Here is a 21,142-nt window from a genome sequence, read left to right on the forward strand (position 1 = left end):
TGGGGACCCGAATGAACAACGATGATTTCCGCCAATGGTCGAGACGCGCCGCGGATTGGGGCGTCGATTACCGCTCCTCGCTGCGCGAAAAACCGGTGCGGCCGCTGGTCGAGCCCGGTGATATTTTTCGCAGCATCGAGGCTTCGCCGCCGGAAGCGGCTGAGCCGATGGACAGGATTTTTGCCGATTTCGAAGAGAAGATCGTGCCCGCCATGACGCACTGGCAGCATCCGCGCTTCTTCGCCTATTTCCCGGCCAATGCCGCACCGGTCTCGGTGGTGGCCGAATATCTGGTCTCGGCGATGGCCGCGCAATGCATGCTGTGGCAGACCTCGCCGGCCGCCACCGAACTCGAAACCCGCATCGTCGACTGGATGCGCCAGGCGCTCGGCCTGCCCGAAGGCTTTTCCGGCGTCATCCAGGACTCGGCCTCGTCGGCGACGCTGGCGGCCGTGCTGACCATGCGCGAGCGGGCACTCGACTGGCAGGGCAACAAACACGGCCTGACAGGGCAGAAGCGGGTGCGCATCTACTCCTCCGATCAGGTCCACACTTCGATCGACCGTGCGATCTGGGTGTCGGGCGTCGGCGAGGACAATCTGGTCCGCATTCCGGTCGCCGGGCGCTTTCGCGCCATGGACCCGGCGGCACTCGAGGCGGCAATCGTCGCCGACCGCGCCGCCGGCATGCTGCCCGCCGGCATCATCGCCAGCGTCGGCGGCACCAGCACCGGCGGCACCGACAATGTCGCTGAAGTCGCCGCGGTGGCCAAGCGCCACGGGCTCTATCTGCATGTCGATGCCGCCTGGGCCGGATCGGCGATGATCTGCCCGGAGTTTCGTCATTTCTGGAGCGGCGCCGAGCAGGCCGATTCCATCGTCTTCAACCCACACAAATGGCTCGGCGCGCAGTTCGACTGCTCGATGCAGTTCATCGGCCAGCCGGAGGATCTGGTCCGAACGCTGGCGATCAAGCCCGAATTCCTGAAGACGCACGGCCGTGACGGCATCATCAATTATTCCGAATGGTCGGTGCCGCTCGGCCGGCGCTTCCGGGCGCTGAAACTGTGGTTCCTGCTGCGCGCGCATGGGCTGGAGGCGTTGCGCACCATGATCCGAAACCACGTCGCCTGGAGCGAAGGGCTTGCCGCCCGGCTGGCAAGCGAGCCGGATTTCGAGATCGTCACCGAACCGATGCTGTCGCTGTTCTCGTTCCGTCATAAGGCCGCCGGCGATGCCGACGAACACAATCTGCGCCTGGTCAATGCCATCAATGATGACGGCCGCCTTTATCTGACGCAGACGCGGGTCGATGGACAGGTCGCCATTCGTTTCCAGGTAGGACAATTCGAGACCACTGCGGCGGACGTCGATATCGCCTTCACTGTCATTTGCGATTGTGCAAGATCCCTGAGGGACTGACGGGAATTGCCCGGTTGCCGTCGCCGAGGTGGCCAGCAGGGAATTGCGAGCAAGCATATGACCGGGCAAGGCGGAGAGGCGAGCCAGAATCTGAATGATCCGCTCGCCGGGCAAAGTCACTTCCGTTGCCCTCAAGGTGTCTGAGTGCGTCTGAGCCGTATCTGCCCGGTTCGCCTTTACAATCATCGATATTTCATTAGCCGGCGTCTACCTGTTCATTGCTTTCGTTTTCAGCTACAAGCAAGAAAAACGAAAACGGGAGGTTCTCTCAGTGTATTTGTCGCCACGCCATGCCGAAATCATCCAGATGGCCAAAGACCATGGCCGCGTGCTGGTTGAAGACCTGGCCACGCATTTCAACGTGACGCCGCAGACCATCCGCAAGGATCTCAACGATCTCTGCGACCAGCGGCTGCTGTCGCGCATCCATGGCGGGGCGTTGTTCCCGTCCGGCATCGAGAACATGGAGTATGAGGCGCGCCGCAAGATCGCGGCCGAGGAGAAAGAGGCGATCGGCCGCGCGGCAGCCAGGCTGATCCCGGACAACGCTTCGCTGTTCATCAATATCGGCACCACGACCGAGTCGGTCAGCAAGGCGCTGCTCGACCATGCCGGGCTCATGGTCATCACCAATAACATCAATGTTGCCAATAGGATGCGCATTTATCCTTCGATCGAGGTGGTGATCGCCGGCGGTGTCGTTCGCGGCTCCGACGGCGGCGTTGTCGGCGAAGCGGCAGTCGACTTTATCAGGCAGTTCAAGGTCGACTACGCCGTCATCGGCGCCTCAGCGATCGACCATGACGGCGCTCTGCTCGATTTCGACTTTCGTGAAGTGAAAGTGGCGCAGGCCATCATTGCCAATGCCAGACATGTCATCCTGGTTTCCGACCAGACCAAGTTCGAACGCACCGCACCGGTTCGCATCGGCCATCTGTCGCAGGTCAACACCTTCATCACCGATCGTTGCGACATCCCTTCGGTGCGCCGGATCTGCGAAGAGGCGGAGGTGCAACTGATCGAAACGTCGCTCGGATAGGTGTGATCACAGCGCCGTTACATTTCGTTTGACATTCGTTCTGATTTCGAAATAATCCCGATACGGTTTCGTAAAAACCTAAAAATGCTGCAATGCGAAATCGCGGGAGGGCTTTTTGGACGCAATCCATGACATCTTCGTCATCGGTGGCGGCATCAATGGCTGCGGCATCGCCCGCGACGCCGTTGGGCGAGGCTTTTCCGTGTTTCTGGCCGAGATGAACGATCTCGCCAGCGGAACCTCTTCCGGTTCGACCAAGCTGATCCATGGCGGCCTGCGCTACCTCGAATTCTACGAATTCCGGCTGGTGCGCGAGGCGCTGATGGAGCGCGAGGTTCTGTGGAAGAATGCGCCGCACATCATCTGGCCGATGCGCTTCGTGCTGCCCTATGCCAAGGGTTTGCGCCCTGCCTGGCTGATCCGGCTCGGCCTTTTCCTCTACGATCATATTGGCGGCCGCAAATTGCTGCCGGCGACGCGCACGCTCGACATGGCGAAGGACCCGGCCGGCAAGCCGCTGAAGCCGCTGTTTCATAAGGCTTTCGAATATTCGGATGGCTGGGTCAACGATGCCCGCCTGGTGGCGTTGAACGCGCGTGATGCCGCCGACCGCGGCGCCACCATCCGCACCCGCACGAAAGTCGTCGCGGCGCGGCGCGAAGGCGATCTGTGGGCGATCCGGCTGGAAGACTTGGCGACCGGGAAGGCCGAGGAGGTCAAGGCCCGGCTGCTGGTCAATGCCGCCGGTCCGTGGGTCGACCATGTCCTGTCGACCACTGTGGGCCAGAACGATGTGCACAATGTCCGCCTGGTGCAGGGTAGCCATATCGTCATCAGGAAGAAGTTCGACGATCCGCGCGCGTACTTCTTCCAGAACAAGGACGGGCGCATCATCTTCGCCATTCCCTATGAGGAAGAGTTCACGCTGATCGGCACCACCGATCGCGACTATCCAGGCGATCCGCATGACGTGAAGATCAGTGACACTGAGATCGATTATCTCTGCGCGGCGGCGAGCGAATATTTTGCCCAGCCCGTGAAGCGTTCCGACATCGTCTGGACCTATTCGGCCGTTCGCCCGCTCTTCGACGATGGCGCCTCGAAGGCGCAGGAAGCGACCCGCGACTATGTGCTGAAGGCCGATGGCGGCGAAGGCAAGGCGCCGATCGTCAATGCCTTCGGCGGCAAGATCACCACCTATCGCCGGTTGTCGGAATCGATGCTGGAAAAGATCGAAGGTTTTCTCGGCAAGCGCGGCAAGCCATGGACGGCGAACGCGTCCCTGCCAGGGGGCGATTTCCCGGCCACCGGTTTCGACGCGCAGGTAGCGAAGCTGAAGAGCGCCTATCCCTTCCTCGACCAGCGCCTGGCGCGCCGGCTGACGAGGCTTTACGGCACGCGCGCGCAAGTGCTGCTCGGTCTCGCCAAGTCGAATGCCGACCTCGGCCGCAATTTCGGTGCCGATCTGTATGAGGCAGAAGTGCGCTACCTCTGCGAAAACGAATGGGCGCTGACTGCCGAAGATGTATTGTGGCGCCGCACTAAGCGCGGCCTGCATTTCAGCCGCGAGCAGGTTTCGGCCCTCGACGAATTCATGCGCGGCATCAGCCAGCGCCATGTCGTGGCCGCAGAATAGGGAAGGCGATTGATGCAAAAAGCCTGGGAGGAGGCATTATGCTGGAACTGAGAAACGTGACGAAGACGGTCGGTGCGGCGGAGCATATCCGCGACGTGTCGCTGACGCTTCAGCACGGCTCGCTCAATGTCTTGCTCGGGCCGACGCTGTCCGGCAAGACCAGCCTGATGCGGCTGATGGCCGGCCTCGACGTGCCGACCTCCGGCTCGGTCTGGTTCGACGGCCAGAATGTCACCGGCATGCCCGTGCAGCAGCGCAAGATCGCCATGGTCTACCAGCAGTTCATCAATTACCCCGCGATGACCGTCTATGAGAACATCGCCTCGCCGCTGCGGGTGGCCGGCACCGATCAGGCCAAGATCGACAAGGAAGTCCGCAACGCGGCAGCGCTCCTCAAGCTGACGCCCTATCTCGACCGCACCCCGCTCAGCCTGTCCGGCGGCCAGCAGCAGCGCACTGCGCTCGCCCGCGCCATCGTCAAGAACGCCAGCCTGGTGCTGCTCGACGAGCCGCTCGCCAATCTCGACTACAAGCTTCGCGAGGAGCTGCGCGCCGAACTGCCGAAGATTTTTGCCGCCGCCGGCACCATCTTCGTTTACGCCACGACCGAGCCGCACGAGGCGCTGTTGCTCGGCGGAAATACGGCTACGCTTTCGGAAGGCCGCATCACCCAGTTCGGCCCAACCATTGACGTCTTCCGCAAGCCGATCGACCTGGTGACGGCAAGGACCTTTGCCGATCCGCCGCTCAACACTATCGTGCTGGCCAAGAAGGGTCCGGATTTTCTGCTTGAGGGCGGCGTCAAGCTGCCGGTGCCGACCGAACTCGCCGGCATTGCCGACGCCAATTACACAATCGGCTTCCAGCCGCATCATCTGTCGCTCGAGCGGCCCGACGCAGCCGCCGTGCCGGTCCGCGCCAAGGTCACGATCACCGAGATCACCGGTTCGGAAAGCTTCATCCATCTCGATTTCGCCGACGCGCGCTGGGTCATGCTGACTCACGGCATCCTCGACTTCGAGCCCGACGCCGAGATCGACGTGTTCATCGATCCGCGCCACATCATGGTCTTCGACGGCAACGGCAGTGCCGTCGCCGCACCGAAGCTCGCGGCTTGAGGGGGAAGAGATGGCGCGCATCGACGTCAACCATATCAGGCACTCCTACCTGCCCAACCCGCAGAAGGATGCCGATTTCGCGCTGAGAGAAGTGCACCACACTTTCGAGGATGGCGGCGCCTATGCGCTGCTTGGGCCGTCCGGCTGCGGAAAGACCACACTGCTCAACATCATTTCGGGACTTTTGCATCCCTCGCACGGAAAACTGCTGTTCAACGGCAAGGACGTCACCAACCTGTCGACGCAGGAGCGCAACATTGCGCAGGTGTTCCAGTTCCCGGTCATCTACGACACCATGACTGTCTACGACAATCTGGCCTTCCCGCTGCGCAACCGCGGCGTGCCGGAGGCCGATGTCGACCGCAAGGTGCGTGAGACACTGGAGATGATCGACCTCGCGTCGTGGGCCAAGAAGAAGGCGAGGGGCCTGACCGCCGACCAGAAGCAGAAGATTTCGCTCGGCCGCGGCCTGGTGCGCTCGGATGTCAACGCCATCCTCTTCGACGAGCCGCTGACCGTCATCGACCCGCATATGAAGTGGGTGCTGCGCTCGCAGTTGAAGCAGCTTCACCGCCGCTTCGGCTACACCATGGTCTATGTCACCCATGACCAGACCGAGGCGCTGACCTTCGCCGACCAGGTCGTCGTCATGTATGATGGCGGCATTGTCCAGATCGGCACGCCGGCCGAACTGTTCGAGCGCCCGCGTCACACATTCGTCGGCTATTTCATCGGTTCGCCCGGCATGAACGTCATGCCGGTGGCGATTGACGGCAAGACCGCGACCATCGGCAGCCAGCGCATCGAACTGCCCGGCGTGCCCAAAACAGGCGCTGGGCCTGTCGAACTCGGCATCCGTCCCGAATATGTCCGGCTCGGCCGCGAGGGCATGGCTGTGAAAATCAGCAAGGTCGAGGATCTCGGCCGCCACAAGGTGGTGCGCGCCAGTCTCGAAGGCCGCGAGATTGCAGCCGTCATCGGCGAGGATGAAAGCGTGCCGGCCGAACCAAAAGTGCGCTTCGATCCGGCCGGCATCAACATCTATGCCGATTCCTGGCGCGTCGAGATGGGGGCATAGATGGAAAAGACCTGGAACAACAAGGCCTGGTTCCTTGTCCTGCCGGTTCTGGTCCTGGTGGCGTTCTCGGCCGTCATCCCGCTGATGACGGTCGTCAACTATTCGGTGCAGGACACGTTCGGCAACAATCAGTTCTTCTGGGCCGGCACCGAATGGTTCGAGGAGCTCTTGTCATCCGACCGCTTCTGGGAAGCGATGGTCCGCAACCTGATCTTCTCCTTCATCATCCTCGCCATCGAAGTGCCGCTCGGCATCTTCATCGCGCTGAACATGCCGAAGAAAGGCTGGGGCGTTCCGGTGTGCCTGGTGCTGATGGCGCTGCCGCTCTTGATCCCGTGGAACGTGGTCGGCACCATCTGGCAGGTCTTCGGCCGCAACGACATCGGCCTGCTCGGATACTACGTCAACGCGCTCGGCATCGACTACAATTACGTCCAGGACCCGTACGACGCCTGGGTCACCATCATCATCATGGACGTCTGGCACTGGACCAGCCTTGTCGTGCTGCTTTGCTATGCCGGCCTGGTTTCGATTCCGGACGCCTTCTACCAGGCGGCCAAGATCGACGGCGCCTCGCGTTGGGCGGTGTTCCGCTACATCCAGCTGCCGAAGATGCAACGTGTGCTGCTGATCGCCGTGCTGTTGCGCTTCATGGATAGCTTCATGATCTACACCGAGCCTTTCGTCGTCACCGGCGGCGGCCCCGGCAATTCGACGACCTTCCTGTCGATCGACCTCGTCAAGACAGCACTTGGCCAGTTCGACCTCGGTCCGGCGGCGGCCATGTCGCTGGTCTACTTCCTGATCATCCTGTTGTTGTCGTGGGTGTTCTACACCGTGATGACCAACTACGACGCGGAGCGCTGAGATGAGCGGCGCCAATGAGAGAGCTGACCGAGTGAGCGAGACGACAGCCGAGGGCAAACTGGCGAGCACGCTCTCGCAGGAGCAGGTCGCCCGGCTGATGCGCAAGCGCGGCGAGGAATCGCGCTGGTGGTGGATCGTACCGACGGTCTACATCATCGTGCTGTTGCTGCCGATCTACTGGCTCATCAATATGAGCTTCAAGACCAATGCCGAGATCGTCTCCTCGCTGACGCTCTATCCGCATCAGCCGACGATCGCCAACTACGTCACCATCTTCACCGACGCCTCCTGGTATTCGGGCTACATCAACTCGATCACCTATGTGGTGATGAACATGGTGATTTCGGTCGCAGCCGCGCTGCCGGCGGCCTACGCCTTCTCGCGCTACCGCTTCCTCGGCGACAAGCACCTGTTTTTCTGGCTGTTGACCAACCGCATGGCGCCGCCGGCGGTGTTCGCGCTGCCGTTCTTTCAGCTCTATTCCGCCTTCGGCCTGATCGACACGCATATTGCCGTTGCCCTGGCGCACTGCCTGTTCAACGTGCCGCTGGCGGTGTGGATCCTCGAAGGTTTCATGTCGGGTGTGCCGAAAGAGATCGACGAGACCGCCTATATTGACGGCTACTCCTTCCCGCGCTTCTTCGTGAAGATATTCATGCCGCTGATCGCCAGCGGCATCGGCGTCGCCTGCTTCTTCTGCTTCATGTTCTCATGGGTGGAACTGTTGATCGCGCGCACGCTGACCACCACCGACGCCAAGCCGATCGCCGCCACCATGACCCGCACGGTCTCTGCCGCCGGCATGGACTGGGGCCTGCTCGCCGCCGCCGGCGTGCTGACGCTGATCCCCGGCGCGCTCGTCATCTGGTTTGTCCGCAACTACATCGCCAAGGGCTTCGCCCTGGGGAGGGTGTGACCATGAACCTCGATCTCACCTGGATGGCGTGGACGTGGCCGACGGCGGCGTTCTTCGGCACCATTCTTCTGCTGCTATGCGGCATGGCGGCCTGGGAATTCGTCTCGCCGGGCGGCAATCCGCGTGTCGGCGTGCTGCGCTTCGAGACGACGCGCGGCGATCGCCTTTTCCTTTCGCTGCTTGGCAGCGCCTTTATCCATCTCGCTTGGCTGGGTCTTGTCGGATCCAACCTGTGGTGGGCTCTCGCTCTCTCCGTGGTCTACGCCATTGGCGTGTTCCGCTACGTATAGAGGGGGAAACTGTTGGAGCGACCGCGTGCCGGCGGCCGCTCCAGATCGCACTTGAAACCTAAATGTGGAGGAAACCTATGCGACGGCAATTTTTAACATCAACGACCGCCCTTGTCCTGTTGCTCGGGGTAGGCAACGCCTACGCCGGAATGGACGAGGCAAAAGCGTTCCTGGACAAGGAAATCGGGCCGCTGTCGACGCTTTCGCGCGCCGACCAGGAAGCCGAAATGCAGTGGTTCATCGATGCCGCGAAGCCTTTCGCCGGCATGGATATCAAGGTTGTCTCGGAAACCATCGCCACCCACTCATATGAGTCTCAGGTGCTGGCGCCGGCCTTCTCCGCCATAACCGGTATCAAGGTCACGCACGACACCATCCAGGAAGGTGACGTCGTCGAGAAGATCCAGACCCAGATGCAGACCGGCCAGAACCTTTATGACGGCTGGGTCAACGACAGCGATCTGATCGGCACGCACTGGCGCTACCAGCAGGTCCGCAACCTGACTGACTGGATGGCGGGCGACGGCAAGGATGTCACCAACCCGAACCTCGACCTGAAGGATTTCATCGGTACCTCCTTCACCACCGCGCCGGACAAGAAGCTCTACCAGCTGCCCGATCAGCAGTTCGCCAACCTCTACTGGTTCCGTTACGACTGGTTCAACGACGAGAAGAACAAGGCCGACTTCAAGGCCAAATACGGCTACGACCTCGGCGTTCCCGTGAACTGGTCGGCCTATGAGGACATCGCCGAATTCTTCACCGGCCGCGAGATCGACGGCAAGAAGGTCTATGGCCACATGGACTACGGCAAGAAGGACCCGTCGCTCGGCTGGCGGTTCACCGACGCTTGGCTGTCGATGGCCGGTAACGGCGACAAGGGCATCCCGAACGGCCTGCCGGTCGACGAATGGGGCATCAAGGTCGACGAGAATTCGCGCCCTGTCGGCTCCTGCACGGCGCGCGGCGGCGACACCAACGGCCCGGCTGCCGTCTACTCGATCCAGAAGTACCTCGACTGGCTGAAGGCCTACGCTCCGGCCGAAGCCCAGGGCATGACCTTCTCCGAATCCGGCCCCGTGCCGGCGCAGGGTGCGGTCGCCCAGCAGATCTTCTGGTACACCGCCTTCACCGCTTCGATGGTCGACGCCGGCGCCAAGGCGGTGATGAACGACGACGGCACGCCGAAGTGGCGCATGGCCCCTTCGCCGCATGGCGTCTACTGGAAGGACGGTATGAAGCTCGGCTATCAGGACGTCGGTTCCTGGACGCTGATGAAGTCGACGCCGACCGACCGCGCCAAGGCCGCCTGGCTTTACGCGCAGTTCGTGACGTCGAAGACCGTCGACGTGAAGAAGAGCCATGTCGGCCTGACCTTCATCCGCGAGAGCACGATCCACGACAAGAGCTTCACCGAGCGCGCTCCGAAGCTCGGCGGTCTGATCGAGTTCTACCGCTCGCCGGCCCGCGTCCAGTGGTCGCCGACCGGCACCAACGTGCCTGACTATCCGAAGCTGGCACAGCTCTGGTGGCAGGCGATCGGCGATGCCTCGTCCGGCGCCAAGTCGGCGCAGGAAGCCATGGACTCGCTCTGCGCCGAGCAGGAAAAGGTCATGAGCCGCATCGAAAAGTCGGGCGTCCAGGGCGATATCGGCCCGAAGATGGCCGAAGAGCATGACCTCGCCTACTGGAACGCCGACGCGGTCAAGAAGGGCAATCTCGCACCTCAGCTCAAGATCGAGAACGAGAAGGAAAAGCCGGTCACCATCAACTACGACGAACTGGTGAAGAGCTGGCAGAAGTAATCTTGGCGTCCGCGCCAGGGCCATAGTGAAACGGGGAGGCGGCAACTTGCCGTCTCCCCTGTTTGTATGATTACCGGGAGGACCTATGACCGGACACATCCTTGCCATCGACCAGGGCACGACTTCGACCAGGGCGATATTGTTCGACGGCGATATGAAGGTTGCCGGCACCAACCAGCAGGAATTCACCCAGCATTACCCGGCCTCCGGTTGGGTCGAGCACGATCCCGAAGAAATCTGGGCAGGCGTCGTCGCTACGGTCAAGGGCGCGCTGAAGGCGGCCGGGCGCGAGGCGTCCGATGTGGCGGCGATCGGCATCACCAACCAGCGCGAAACCGTCGTCATCTGGGACAAGGCGACCGGCAAGCCGATCCACAATGCCATCGTCTGGCAGGACCGCCGCACCGCACCGCTGTGCCAGAAATTGAAGAAGCAGGGGTTGGAGAAGACATTCACCAAAAAGACCGGCCTGCTGCTCGATCCCTATTTCTCCGGCACCAAGATCGCCTGGATGCTGGACAAGGTGAAAGGTGCAAGAAAGCGCGCCGAGAAGGGCGAATTGCTCGCCGGCACCATCGACAGTTTTTTGATCTGGCGGCTGACCGGCGGCAAGGTGCACGCCACCGACGCCACCAACGCCTCGCGCACGCTTGTCTACAACATCGAGAAAAATGTCTGGGACGACGAGCTGCTGTCCATCCTGCGCATCCCGGCCGCGATGCTGCCGCAGGTGAAAGATTGTGCCGACGACTATGGCGTGACCGAGAAAAGCCTGTTCGGCGCCGAAATCAAGATTCTTGGCGTTGCCGGCGACCAGCATGCGGCGACCATCGGTCAGGCCTGTTTCGAGCCGGGGATGATGAAATCCACCTACGGTACCGGCTGTTTCGCGCTGCTCAACACCGGTGCCGACCTGGTGCGCTCGAAGAACCGGCTTCTGACCACCATCGCCTACCGCCTGAACGGCAAGACCACCTATGCGCTGGAAGGCTCGATCTTCATCGCCGGGGCCGCGGTGCAATGGCTGCGCGACGGCATCAAGGTGATCGGCAAGGCCGAGCACAGCGGCAAACTGGCGGCCGAGGCTGATCCCACGCAGAACGTCTATCTGGTGCCGGCTTTCGTCGGGCTGGGCGCGCCGCACTGGGATGCCGAGGCGCGTGGCGCCATCTTCGGGCTGACGCGCAATTCCGGCCCGGCGGAGTTTGCCCGCGCAGCACTCGAATCCGTCGCCTACCAGACCCGCGACCTGCTCGACGCTATGCGCAAGGATTGGAAGGGGGCTTCGGCGAAAACTGTGCTTCGCGTCGATGGCGGCATGGTGGCGTCCGACTGGACCATGCAGCGGCTGGCCGACATTCTCGACGCGCCGGTCGATCGCCCGACCATCCTGGAGACGACGGCGCTAGGCGCCGCTTGGCTTGCCGGCTCGAAGGCGGGCGTGTGGCCGAAGGCGAAGGACTTTGCCAGGAGCTGGGCGCTCGAGCGGCGCTTCAAGCCGGACATGGATGCCGCCGTCCGTTCGGCAAAGCTGGCGGGCTGGCGCGATGCGGTGCGCAGGACGCTGAGCGCACCCTGACGGTCTCGACAAAAACGAAGGCCCGCGCCGTTACCGGCGCGAGCCTCGCTACTTGGTGCTCACTCAACTCACCACTTGTTACTCAACCCGGCGGGGTCAGTAGGGCGAACGGCACTGCTTTCTGCCGCCGTAGTTCGGCTGGAAGGTGTTGTCCGAGGCACGGTAGCTGCGATAGTGGTCATAACACCACTGCACATGCGCATCGCCTTCATAGACGCGGTGGTTCTCGCTGTTGATGATCGCGCCGGTGATCAGGGCGCCGGTGGCGAAGGCAGCCAGCGGGAACCAGTAGTCGCCGTGACGGCGATAGCCATGGCGATAGTGGCGGGAGCCGCGATGGCCGTTCCAGTAGGGCCCGTCATTGTTGTAGCGCGAGAAATTGCGGTTGCCGTTGAAGTTGCGCTTCATCCACGGCTTGTAGTCCACCGCCTGCACATCGGACGATGCCGACGGCGCCTGCGGTGCCAACACCTGTGCAGCGCCCGCCGGCACTGCGAACGAAGCTGACAGCGCCGCCGCCAGCATCCCCGAGATGATCTTGTTCATGGCCTTCTCCCGAAATGGGTGGTTCATGTCCCTTGTGCGGAGAAAACGGATCGGCAGTGCGATGGTTCCGGCCAAAACATTAAGTTGCTGATTTGTAATGCTTCTCCAGTCGCCCGGAGAAGACAGTCCCATCTCGGACGCCTGTAGATTTTGAAGCGGTGACCTCATTGAGGGAGCGGCTCACCAGGCTCCTGCCAAGCCAATTTGCGGGGCATCAGGCGATGGCGGAAACCTCGGTGAAAGACCCATCTTTTTCCGGTTGACCGGTCGCGGCACTCTCCCTATGTTCCGCGCAATTTCGAGGGCGGCCTATTAGAGCCCGCGGGAGCGCGTAGCTCAGCCGGTAGAGCAACTGACTTTTAATCAGTAGGTCATGGGTTCGAATCCCATCGCGCTCACCACAAACATTAAGAAAATCAATAAGTTATAAATGTGTGAGAAAGCCGTCGAGGGTTCCTGTGGGGTTCCGCGCGGTAGGTGTAATCTTCATGACGCGAAGCGCGTGCAGCAGCCACTCATCGGCCTTTCGCGCCAGTGAGTCTTTCCCCCGGTCGGTGCGCCCAACAGAGAATCGATTTCGGCACGGCACGAAATGCGAAGGCCATTCTCTGGGCTTACAAGATGCCAGGCATGGCGAGGCCGGAGGATTCGACTCCCTTGCTCCGTCATGTCATATGAGCCTGCAGTCAATGCTCGGGTTTCGAGTTCCTCGGCCTCCTTCTTCATAGCCTTAACGAGCTGCCCCGCGCTTGCCTATGCGCGAGCCCGTCCGACCCTCTCATGCCATTCTTCTCGCTCGCGCGGCCAAGGCCATTCGGCCCTTCGCCTCACGTCGTATTCCCTGGATCCCGGGTTGCCGGCCTCCGTGTGCGGCGCAAAGAAGCAGCGGATAGTAATATTTGGGGGCGACGTGCAGATATGATACTGATTGTCTTCGCTTTCTAAGACGCGGTTCTTGGAAATGAAATATCGGGAACGGGAACCCGTGCGGATATTGAAATCGCCGCCCGGCAGCGGTTCGACATAGCGCGGGCTGATGACCCTGCAGTCCTTCTTGTCGTCGCAGCATTGATAGCCGGTGACCGGATCATGGTAGCCGGAATACCAGTTATGAGCGACGACGAGCGCAATCAAAAAGAGCCTCATGTGTCAGAAACTTTGCGCCTCGGGTCGTATATTAGCAACCCCTTGACTAACCGGTGCGCCGCCCCAGAATCCAGATATGGGCCAGGGCAGCACTACCGCGCGCTTCGTGAGGTCCATGAACCGCTGTTGAGAGCGATTGTGACCATCACCGGCAAGCGGGCCGAATTTATCCAGTGGAACGGCACAGGCCCGGTGACGCCACCGGGACCATGACTTACGCGATCACACCATAGGCTAACGCGACCCGCAGTTCACAATACAAATACAAGCGGCCGATTCCTTTGAGATTTAGCCGCTCCCATCAGAGGTCCGTCGCGTGGGGGCACGCGGCGGACTGCTGGTGGCCGGCGGCGCTGGGGTGAGGCTGAGGAAATGACGATGCTGCCGAACTGGGTGATCATCGTCCAAGCGTTGCTGACCCCATGATAGGAATCGCTGTCGCCTTCTTCATAGCTTTCTTGCAGTGGCGGACAGCTAAACGGAAGGTTGTCTTGGATCTCTTCGACCGACGCTTCTCGGTCTTCATGGATATTCGACAGATCGTGAGCGTCAGCGGTATCAGGCGAGCGATGACAGATCAAAGTCTACCAAACGAGACCGGACGCTTCAGGAGAAAGCGCACCAGATTTCCCAATGTCCTACTAACTGTCGTGTTCCCGATCCCTTCAATCGCACCCTTGGCCGCAACGTCTTCGCGAAAGCGAGCCAACCATTCTTCCGTCACGCTGTCTCGTTGAATCATGAATTTCGAAGCAGACGTGCTCTCCGGAGCCGGCACTTCCATAAACTCAGCGAACGCTTCTAGATAAAGATTTGGGTCAGGCAGCAAATCTTCATAGACAAAGAGCCGACAATCCAACCCAAGCAGATTCACGTAGGATCGCCAATATGCATAGCTTAGGTCAATTTGGAAATACGCCTGGCTAATACCAGTAAAGCTATAGGGAACAGTTCGCGGGGTGGTCCGTTCGTGCTGGTGGCTAGTAAACACCCCGGACATCTTTGCCCGGTAGGCTGAGATAGCTTGTCGAAATCGGTCTCGGCGTTCCAGTAAAATGACGAGCAGATCGTGCTTCCTGTTTATCTCGAACAAAAAGTCCTTGCCGTACTTGCGCTTGCACGGTTCCAAGTGTCGCGGAAATATCTTGATTGCGAACCGTCCGTTATCGGTCGACCCTTTTTTAATAACAGCTTCTTCAAAAGCAACGTAGCTGCTAGGCGCGAATCGCAAGTTTCCCGAACCTAGCCATTCCTCCGAGTGCCCCATCAGGCCAGTCGCATTTGTCAAACTCCCCAACCAGTTCGAGCCGCTTCTTTGCTCTGTTAAGATTGCGACACCCCGCATGGTAACCTCGCCTTCGCTGTAGCACGCCAGGCGCGCGCCATCCGATATCGCCGGCATGCGCGAATTCGAAGCGTCGCACCATGTCGGGGATTGTCGATTTGACCGTCGTCGGCGTCGCCTTCCCCGCCTTTGTCGCTTGAAGGTGTTCCACTGAATGGCCGCAGCACCTACAGCGCACCGCGGCCGGATGTCCGGCTTGTCAGTACCGGCAAACCCGAACGCGTTCCAACACCCGGTGGTGATGGTGCCAGTGCCTCACCCACTTCACGTGGCAATGACGATGATGCCGGTAATAGTAGCGGTGTGGGTAGCGGGCCACGTAGCCGGGATAATAATCGTGGTACCGGGGACCATAATAGCGGCCGCCATAGTCGTAAAACGGGTCGCCGCCGTAGAAGGGGCCACCGCCGAACGGGCCGAAGCCGCCGAACGGACCAAAAACACCGATGCCAGGACCGAAGTACCGTGCATCCGCAGGCACGACCGTGGCTGCGGCGGAGGCGATGGCAATCACCGAAGCAAGGAACAGTTTTCTCATAGCAACCTCCCAGAGGCCGAGATCACCCTTCACCCGATAAACGCCCGCAGAAGCCGTATGTTCCCGATCGCTAATATGCCGGCGCTCCCGCGTCTTCCGGTGGGTTTGCTGGTGTGGTTATTGTGATAGTATTTTTTTCTTCAAAGGGTAGGCCCAGTCGACCTCGATTGCGGTCGATTACATTCGGGGCGCCCCGCTTGGGAGAATAATAGAAAGATCCAAAAAGCTATTCAGCCTGGTCCTCTCGGAAATCCTGCAGGGATGCGTGCCGCAGGTCGTCCTCGCCACGTAGGTGCTTCACACGGCCGATGATGCCGGGCTTGACCCATTCGTCGCTGGCCTCTTCATGCCCTTGGGAGCGGCCCCTGCGTGGTCCTGGACCCGCTGCCAGAGCCGTTCGCGCATTTCCCGGTTCAATGTGATGAACGCCGAGCCGACATAGCGCCCTGTGCCTCGCTCCGCCATCAGCGCGAAGGCCGGCTTGCCCGCCTCCCGCTCGACGCCAAGCAGGTCGAGCTCCCCAACCGCGTAGCATTTCGCTTTCAGCCAATTGGTCGAGTTGCCGCTTTAGTTGAATGCCCCTGCGCTTGCCGCCGGCACGGTTAACCGTGTTTCTTTGGATTTGATTAAATTGAGCGGCGCACGATACCCCAATGAGAAAGATAAATCCGACATGCGCGGCGATCCTAATCGCTCCATTTCTCATCGTTGGAGTGCTATTCGTAATCGCGCTGGCGATGGACCGGGCCCCACATGTGGACCCCGGATACACTTCAACAATCAAGTAGTATCATCTAATTGATGCCGCGCAGGCGGTGTGCCGCTTCGGCCTTTGCAAGCAAGCGGCGCTTGGCAGCGGAGTGGTTTTCATCTGAGCGCGAAAGCCCGATGCTTGTGGTGGTGTAGGCCGGCCATAGTACCGCACTAACCTCAGTCAAGCGAGCCTGTAGGATCGTGCGCTTCGGCGAGCGGTGGCGCGTTTAAGTGCCGACAATGTGGGTATGAGCTACCCTTCGAGCCTGAAGAAAGCCCGCCACCGAAGCAGCGGGCCTGGCCTGGCAACGTGATAAATTACAGGCCTTGCCGGCCCGTTATGGTGCATCGGTGGTCTGCTTATTTTGCCGGCGATTTGTAGGAAGAGGCGATTTTGCCCGCCTTCTCTTGGGCCGCCTTGAACTCTGCGCCCGTGTAGGCCCGCACGGTTTTGACATTCGATACTGCTCCCGATGCGCCGACGACGAGAAGTGCGGGGATCAGGTCGGCACCGTCGCCGAATTCCGTGATTGCCATCCAGTCAGTTTCGCCCGTCGTGACGTAGAAAGAAAGCAGCTTCCCGCCCGCTGCTTCAAAGATGGCACGGGCCGCCTTTTCTCGGTTCGACGGATTGTCAATCATTCCACTCGCTGCGGTGGCTGAATAGGACCCTGTGACTATGAACGTTGGCATATGACATCCTCCCTCGATAATCAGCAGATCTGGTGATCTGCCGAATATTCAATTTATGGATACAGCGGTCGGTTCCTTGCGGGGTAGATGCCCATTGCTGAGCACTCAGTAGCGGGCTTCTGCTGTTGGACTAAGGTCTGACGTTATCCCCGGAATCGTCGATTGGACGTTCCGCATTTCGCCAATCGACATGTGACGTTAATCCAGATCATTTTCGGCGCTGCTCAGCCGCAGGAACTTCCCTCCGTCTCCTTCCATCGCCTCGATGCGATAGCACCTCAGCCCCAGAAAGTAGGAATGGCCGGTGCGGGGGGTTGCTTGGGCAAGCAGGCGCACCGGCCATTGCGGGTTTGGAATTCGGGGGTCCCCCGCACTGCCTAAGCTAAAGGCATATTAGGAATGACTCAATTACGACTGAAGTCCCTGGGACGTACGTCGCTCCATAAGCGTGGGCGCAACGCGTTTTCCTCAAAAATGGCTGAGAGGTCTATCTCATCATGAAACTGGGCATGAGGGTCGAAGGCCAGCCAAGACGCATGAGATCGAAGCTCTCGGAGGCGCGCGCTCTTTGCGAGTTGGACTTGGTGTTGTTCCTCCTCAAACGGAGAAATAGCCTTGTCACGAGGGTTCATGCGCACACCCGATTGGCGCCATACCCTGATTGAACGATTAAGCTCTGATTTAGGTTCCTTTAGCCCGCCAGAGCGCTGCCATGACCGCTGTTCGCACCCTGTTGAGCCGGCTGCTGCGCCTCACAGCCCAGCCTCGAAGCAGTCGCTGTTGGGGTACGCCTTTTTGGCTTTGGTCCAGGGCGAAGAAAGCTCATCTGATCTCTCCTGAGAAACCTGTTCCGGCCCTTGTCTATTAGAGCATGCTTGTATTTCCCCTGAAGTGGGAGCATGCTTGCAGGCGCGCGGAGGAGGCCACCAGGTCAACGGTGGAAAAGGGGTACGTCATGGAAACAGTTTGCTCCGTCCCCGGCGGGATTTGTCTCTTGTCGGTTTTCGTCAGTGTCACGATGGCGTTTGTCGTCTTGGCGCCGTTCGCAGCTACCCGGCTGCTCGTGCTGAGGATGCGCGAGCGGTCGATCGGGCACCTTCAACCTGCCTAAATTGTCGGCCGTCCTTGTCGTCTGCCGCGGGCTACTTGAGCCTTGCCTTTTTTGCTCCCGGATATCGTCATCGGCATGGGCCCATGGCTGGTGAGTGACAGCCTTGCCGCTCGCCCCGTCGAAGTCGTAGTGCTTACATTCGTTTTAGCGTTGAGGCCCGGACTTCAGTCAGTAGGTCATGGGTTCGCCGTCGCGCTCACCATCACCACTCGCAAAATGACAGACGACTTGCGGCCTGCATCGGCCCAAGGCGCGCCTCCAACCTTGTCGCCACACCCGCCGCTGGCTAAACTCGGGCCTTCCCAGGGGAGGGTTCTCGTATGACACTTCAGCTTTCGGCGGACGCTGTAGCCCCCAAGGCGGCGACACCTCAAAAATACCTCTTCGGCCCGGTCGCCGATTTCCTGATGCTGGGCGGCAGCGCTTTTCTCATTCTGCCGGTGCTGTTTCTGGTGCCGCTCGAGTATGAGGGTCCGGTAGCCGCCACGATGGTCTTCGTGGCCTATCTCGTGAACTATCCCCACTTCGCCCACTCTTACCAACTTTTCTATCGCAATTTCGGGCGCAAGGTATCTGGCGACGGCTACGACCGGAGCCTGCAACTCCGCTACATCTTCGCGGGCATTGTCGTGCCCCTGGTCATGGCCGGGTTCTTTGCCTATGGCGCGGCGGCGGCGAACACGCGCCTGCTCGGCTATGCAACCAACGCCATGTTCTTTTTTGTCGGCTGGCACTACGTCAAGCAGGGCTACGGCATGCTGATGGTGGACGCGGTGCTGAAGCGAAAATTCTTCGACGATCGCGACAAGAAGGTGTTGCTGTTCAACTCCTATGCCGTGTGGATCCTGGCCTGGCTGCAGACCAACACGGCGGTCACTCAGGGCAAATATTACGGGCTGGACTATTATACATTCGCCGCCCCTTCCTGGATAACCGACATCGCCATGCTGGCGGCCATTGCGTCGACGGCGGCCACGCTTTTGATGTTGGTCAATCGCTGGCGAAAGAACGGCGGAGGCCTGCCCTATAACGGTCTGGTGGCCTATGTCGCCTCGCTCTATCTCTGGATCCTGATTGCCAGAGTAAATCCGCTCTGGCTGCTGATCGTGCCTGCGCTCCACTCGCTGCAGTACCTCGCCGTGGTCTGGCGCTACCAGACGAACGTCGAGCGTGACAGCTCCGATGCCGAAAGCGATCCGCAGCCGAAAGTCCTGTCGTTTCTTGGCCCCCTCTACAGGTTTCGGCTCCTCGGATTTATCGTTGGCGGCACGGCCCTTGGCTATCTCGGTTTCTGGCTGATCCCGTCCGCACTGACCGCCCTGATACCGTACGACCGGCAAGTGCTGGGATCATCGCTGTTCTTCTTCATCGTGCTGATCTTCATCAACGTGCATCATTATTTTCTGGACAGCGTGATGTGGCGCCGAGGCAATCCGGAGGTGTCGAAGTACCTGTTCCGCTAGCCGACGGAATTCAGGAGCCCCCAATTACCAGCGAGACATTGCCGCCGGCGTGGCGCTCGATGCGGCCCGCGAGGTCGAGTTCCAAAAGCACCATCGACACTTGCGCGGCATTGAGGCCGGTATGGCGGATGATCTCGTCCACAGCCACCGGCGTTGGGCCCAGTACTTCGAGCACGCCGCTGCGTTCGTCCTCGCCGGGCGGCGGCGTTGCCGAAAAGTCGAGTGCCTTTTCCGGCCGCGTAGCTCGTGGCGCCCGTATGCCGGCCAAAGGCGCGATCGCACCGGAAACATCGGATGCCTCGGTGACGAGGGTGGCGCCGTCCTTGAGCAAGCCGTTGGAGCCGGCGCAGCGCGGATCGAGCGGCGAACCCGGTACGGCAAAGACCAGCCGGCCCATTTCGCCGGCCAGGCGCGCGCTGATCAGCGAGCCGGAGCGTTGCGCGGCCTCGATCACGACCAGCCCGAGTGCCGCGCCTGCGACGAGCCGGTTGCGGCGCGGAAAGTCCTGTGCCCGCGGCTGCCAGCCGAACGGCATTTCCGAAATGACGGCGCCGCCGCGTTCGGCGATGTCGTCGCACAAGCCGATATTTTCAGGCGGGTAGGGGACATCGAGCCCGCCGGCCAGCACCCCGATCGTGCCTGTCGAGAGACTGCCCTGATGTGCCGCCGTGTCGATGCCGCGCGCCAGGCCGGAGACAATGGCATAGCCGTCGCGGCCGAGATCCGCCGCCAGCATGCGCGCCATCTTGATGCCGGCGAGCGATGCGTTGCGAGCGCCGACAATGGCGACCGCCGGCAGACGAAACACCGCAGCCTCGCCCTTCATGGCAATCAGCGGCGGCGGGTTGTCCATGTTTTTCAGCATCGGCGGGTAGTCGGCCTCGCCGATGCCGACGAAACGGGCGCCGTTCTCGCTGGCTGCTTCCAGTTCCGCTTCGGCTTCTTCGACGGAGGGAATGCGCACGATCCTTTTGGCGCCGCCCGAAATCATCAGCTCGGGGAGCATCTCTAACGCCGCCTCGGCGGAGCCGAAACGGTTGATCAGTTCGCGAAACGAGGCCGGGCCGACATTTTGCGTACGGATCAGGCGCAGCCAGCTCAGCCGCTGCCGGTCGCTTAGGCGCGGCCCGGCGGCAGGATTGCTCAACCCTTGGCTCCGATCTTGCCTTCCGTGCCGGCAACAAGGCGCGAAATGTTGGCACGATGTTTGAAGATGACGACCAGGCTCATCACCAGGAACAGCCCGGCAGTCTCAGGCGTGCTCCAGAAATAAAGCGCTATCGGCACGATGACCGCCGCCGTCATCGCTGCCAGCGAAGAGTAGCGAAACAGAAAAGCCATCGCCAGCCAGACGACGATAAAGATCAGCGCCACATGCCAGCCGAGCGCGATCAGCACGCCGAGATAGGTCGCCACCCCCTTGCCGCCCTTGAAACCGAGCCAGACCGGAAACAGATGGCCAAGGAAGGCGCCAAGGCCCGCCCAGAGTCCAAGGCCGGCCCACAGTCCGAAGTCGTGCCCAAAATGGCGCGCGATCATCACCGCTGCGGTGCCTTTCAGCGCATCGAGCACCAGCGTCGCGGCGGCCAGGCCCTTGTTGCCGGTGCGCAGCACATTGGTGGCGCCGATATTGCCGGAGCCGATCTTGCGCACATCGCCCAGACCCGCGGCGCGGGTGATCAGCAGGCCGAAGGGAATCGAACCGAGGAGATAGCCGAACAGCAATGCCAGGATGGCGTTGTAACTCATTGTTTCCCCCCGCATTTCCCTGGCAGCGGATCGACGCACGACGTGCCGC

18 protein-coding genes, 1 tRNA gene and 1 pseudogene are annotated in these 21,142 nt (G+C 60.9%); 12 read left to right on the forward strand and 8 right to left on the reverse strand.

Going from position 1 to position 21,142, the window contains the following annotated elements:
* The first annotated feature begins 11 nt into the window (after window positions 1-11).
* The 10 genes from ACWGTO_RS11430 (at window position 12) to glpK (ending at window position 11,749) form a co-directional block, all read left to right on the forward strand.
* Window positions 12-1,421: a pyridoxal phosphate-dependent decarboxylase family protein gene (locus ACWGTO_RS11430; RefSeq protein ID WP_454574961.1), complete on the forward strand. Its 1,410-nt coding sequence runs from the start codon at window positions 12-14 to the stop codon at window positions 1,419-1,421.
* 271 nt (window positions 1,422-1,692) lie between these two features.
* On the forward strand, window positions 1,693-2,460 hold the full coding sequence (locus ACWGTO_RS11435) for a DeoR/GlpR family DNA-binding transcription regulator (RefSeq protein ID WP_454574962.1): 768 nt from the start codon (window positions 1,693-1,695) through the stop codon (window positions 2,458-2,460).
* Window positions 2,461-2,575: 115 nt separating this feature from the next.
* The gene (gene glpD / locus ACWGTO_RS11440; RefSeq protein ID WP_454574963.1) at window positions 2,576-4,096 is read left to right on the forward strand and encodes a glycerol-3-phosphate dehydrogenase; all 1,521 of its coding nucleotides are present in this window, start codon (window positions 2,576-2,578) and stop codon (window positions 4,094-4,096) included.
* Window positions 4,097-4,134: 38 nt separating this feature from the next.
* Complete coding sequence (locus ACWGTO_RS11445; RefSeq protein WP_454574964.1) at window positions 4,135-5,214, forward strand: ABC transporter ATP-binding protein; 1,080 nt, start codon at window positions 4,135-4,137, stop codon at window positions 5,212-5,214.
* 10 nt (window positions 5,215-5,224) lie between these two features.
* Window positions 5,225-6,292, forward strand: a complete 1,068-nt coding sequence (locus ACWGTO_RS11450; protein ID WP_454574965.1) for an ABC transporter ATP-binding protein — start codon at window positions 5,225-5,227, stop codon at window positions 6,290-6,292.
* The gene (locus tag ACWGTO_RS11455; RefSeq protein ID WP_454574966.1) at window positions 6,293-7,159 is read left to right on the forward strand and encodes a carbohydrate ABC transporter permease; all 867 of its coding nucleotides are present in this window, start codon (window positions 6,293-6,295) and stop codon (window positions 7,157-7,159) included.
* A 1-nt stretch (window position 7,160) separates the two neighbouring features.
* Window positions 7,161-8,075: a carbohydrate ABC transporter permease gene (locus ACWGTO_RS11460; RefSeq protein ID WP_454574967.1), complete on the forward strand. Its 915-nt coding sequence runs from the start codon at window positions 7,161-7,163 to the stop codon at window positions 8,073-8,075.
* A gap of 2 nt (window positions 8,076-8,077) precedes the next feature.
* Window positions 8,078-8,365, forward strand: a complete 288-nt coding sequence (locus tag ACWGTO_RS11465; RefSeq protein WP_454574968.1) for a DUF2160 domain-containing protein — start codon at window positions 8,078-8,080, stop codon at window positions 8,363-8,365.
* Between the two features lie 77 nt (window positions 8,366-8,442).
* On the forward strand, window positions 8,443-10,170 hold the full coding sequence (locus tag ACWGTO_RS11470; RefSeq protein ID WP_454574969.1) for an ABC transporter substrate-binding protein: 1,728 nt from the start codon (window positions 8,443-8,445) through the stop codon (window positions 10,168-10,170).
* Between the two features lie 85 nt (window positions 10,171-10,255).
* Window positions 10,256-11,749, forward strand: coding sequence for a glycerol kinase GlpK (gene glpK / locus ACWGTO_RS11475; protein WP_454574970.1), 1,494 nt, complete (start codon window positions 10,256-10,258; stop codon window positions 11,747-11,749).
* 96 nt (window positions 11,750-11,845) lie between these two features.
* Here glpK and ACWGTO_RS11480 read toward each other — a convergent pair whose 3' ends face one another.
* Window positions 11,846-12,295: a BA14K family protein gene (locus ACWGTO_RS11480; protein WP_454574971.1), complete on the reverse strand. Its 450-nt coding sequence runs from the start codon at window positions 12,293-12,295 to the stop codon at window positions 11,846-11,848.
* Window positions 12,296-12,620: 325 nt separating this feature from the next.
* Between ACWGTO_RS11480 and ACWGTO_RS11485 the strand changes: the two genes are divergently transcribed.
* Window positions 12,621-12,696, forward strand: a tRNA-Lys gene (locus ACWGTO_RS11485).
* A gap of 352 nt (window positions 12,697-13,048) precedes the next feature.
* On the opposite strand, the gene ACWGTO_RS11490 is transcribed toward ACWGTO_RS11485, so the two are convergent.
* From ACWGTO_RS11490 to ACWGTO_RS11510, 5 genes and pseudogenes are all read right to left on the reverse strand, one after another.
* Window positions 13,049-13,429 carry a hypothetical protein gene (locus tag ACWGTO_RS11490; RefSeq protein WP_454574972.1) on the reverse strand — a complete coding sequence of 127 codons (381 nt, stop codon included), beginning with the start codon at window positions 13,427-13,429 and terminating at the stop codon, window positions 13,049-13,051.
* A 589-nt stretch (window positions 13,430-14,018) separates the two neighbouring features.
* The gene (locus ACWGTO_RS11495; RefSeq protein ID WP_454574973.1) at window positions 14,019-14,843 is read right to left on the reverse strand and encodes a Stf0 family sulfotransferase; all 825 of its coding nucleotides are present in this window, start codon (window positions 14,841-14,843) and stop codon (window positions 14,019-14,021) included.
* Between the two features lie 142 nt (window positions 14,844-14,985).
* The gene (locus tag ACWGTO_RS11500) at window positions 14,986-15,324 is read right to left on the reverse strand and encodes a hypothetical protein (protein WP_454574974.1); all 339 of its coding nucleotides are present in this window, start codon (window positions 15,322-15,324) and stop codon (window positions 14,986-14,988) included.
* 794 nt (window positions 15,325-16,118) lie between these two features.
* A pseudogene (locus ACWGTO_RS11505) lies at window positions 16,119-16,280 on the reverse strand (HK97 family phage prohead protease); the annotation flags it as partial.
* 157 nt (window positions 16,281-16,437) lie between these two features.
* Window positions 16,438-16,719, reverse strand: coding sequence for a GYD domain-containing protein (locus tag ACWGTO_RS11510; protein ID WP_454574975.1), 282 nt, complete (start codon window positions 16,717-16,719; stop codon window positions 16,438-16,440).
* Window positions 16,720-18,201: 1,482 nt separating this feature from the next.
* Here ACWGTO_RS11510 and ACWGTO_RS11515 point away from each other — a divergent pair.
* Window positions 18,202-19,344, forward strand: a complete 1,143-nt coding sequence (locus tag ACWGTO_RS11515) for a hypothetical protein (protein WP_454574976.1) — start codon at window positions 18,202-18,204, stop codon at window positions 19,342-19,344.
* 10 nt (window positions 19,345-19,354) lie between these two features.
* On the opposite strand, the gene dprA is transcribed toward ACWGTO_RS11515, so the two are convergent.
* Together dprA and plsY are read right to left on the reverse strand one after the other, a co-directional pair.
* Entirely contained in the window at window positions 19,355-20,491 is a 1,137-nt protein-coding gene (dprA, locus tag ACWGTO_RS11520) for a DNA-processing protein DprA (RefSeq protein ID WP_454574977.1), read from the reverse strand.
* A complete protein-coding gene (gene plsY, locus ACWGTO_RS11525; RefSeq protein WP_454574978.1) occupies window positions 20,488-21,093 on the reverse strand; it encodes a glycerol-3-phosphate 1-O-acyltransferase PlsY in 606 nt (201 codons plus the stop codon). Before plsY ends, dprA begins: the two co-directional genes overlap by 4 nt.
* Between the last annotated feature and the right edge of the window lie 49 nt (window positions 21,094-21,142).

It is taken from the genome of Mesorhizobium sp. PL10, from assembly GCF_053714315.1.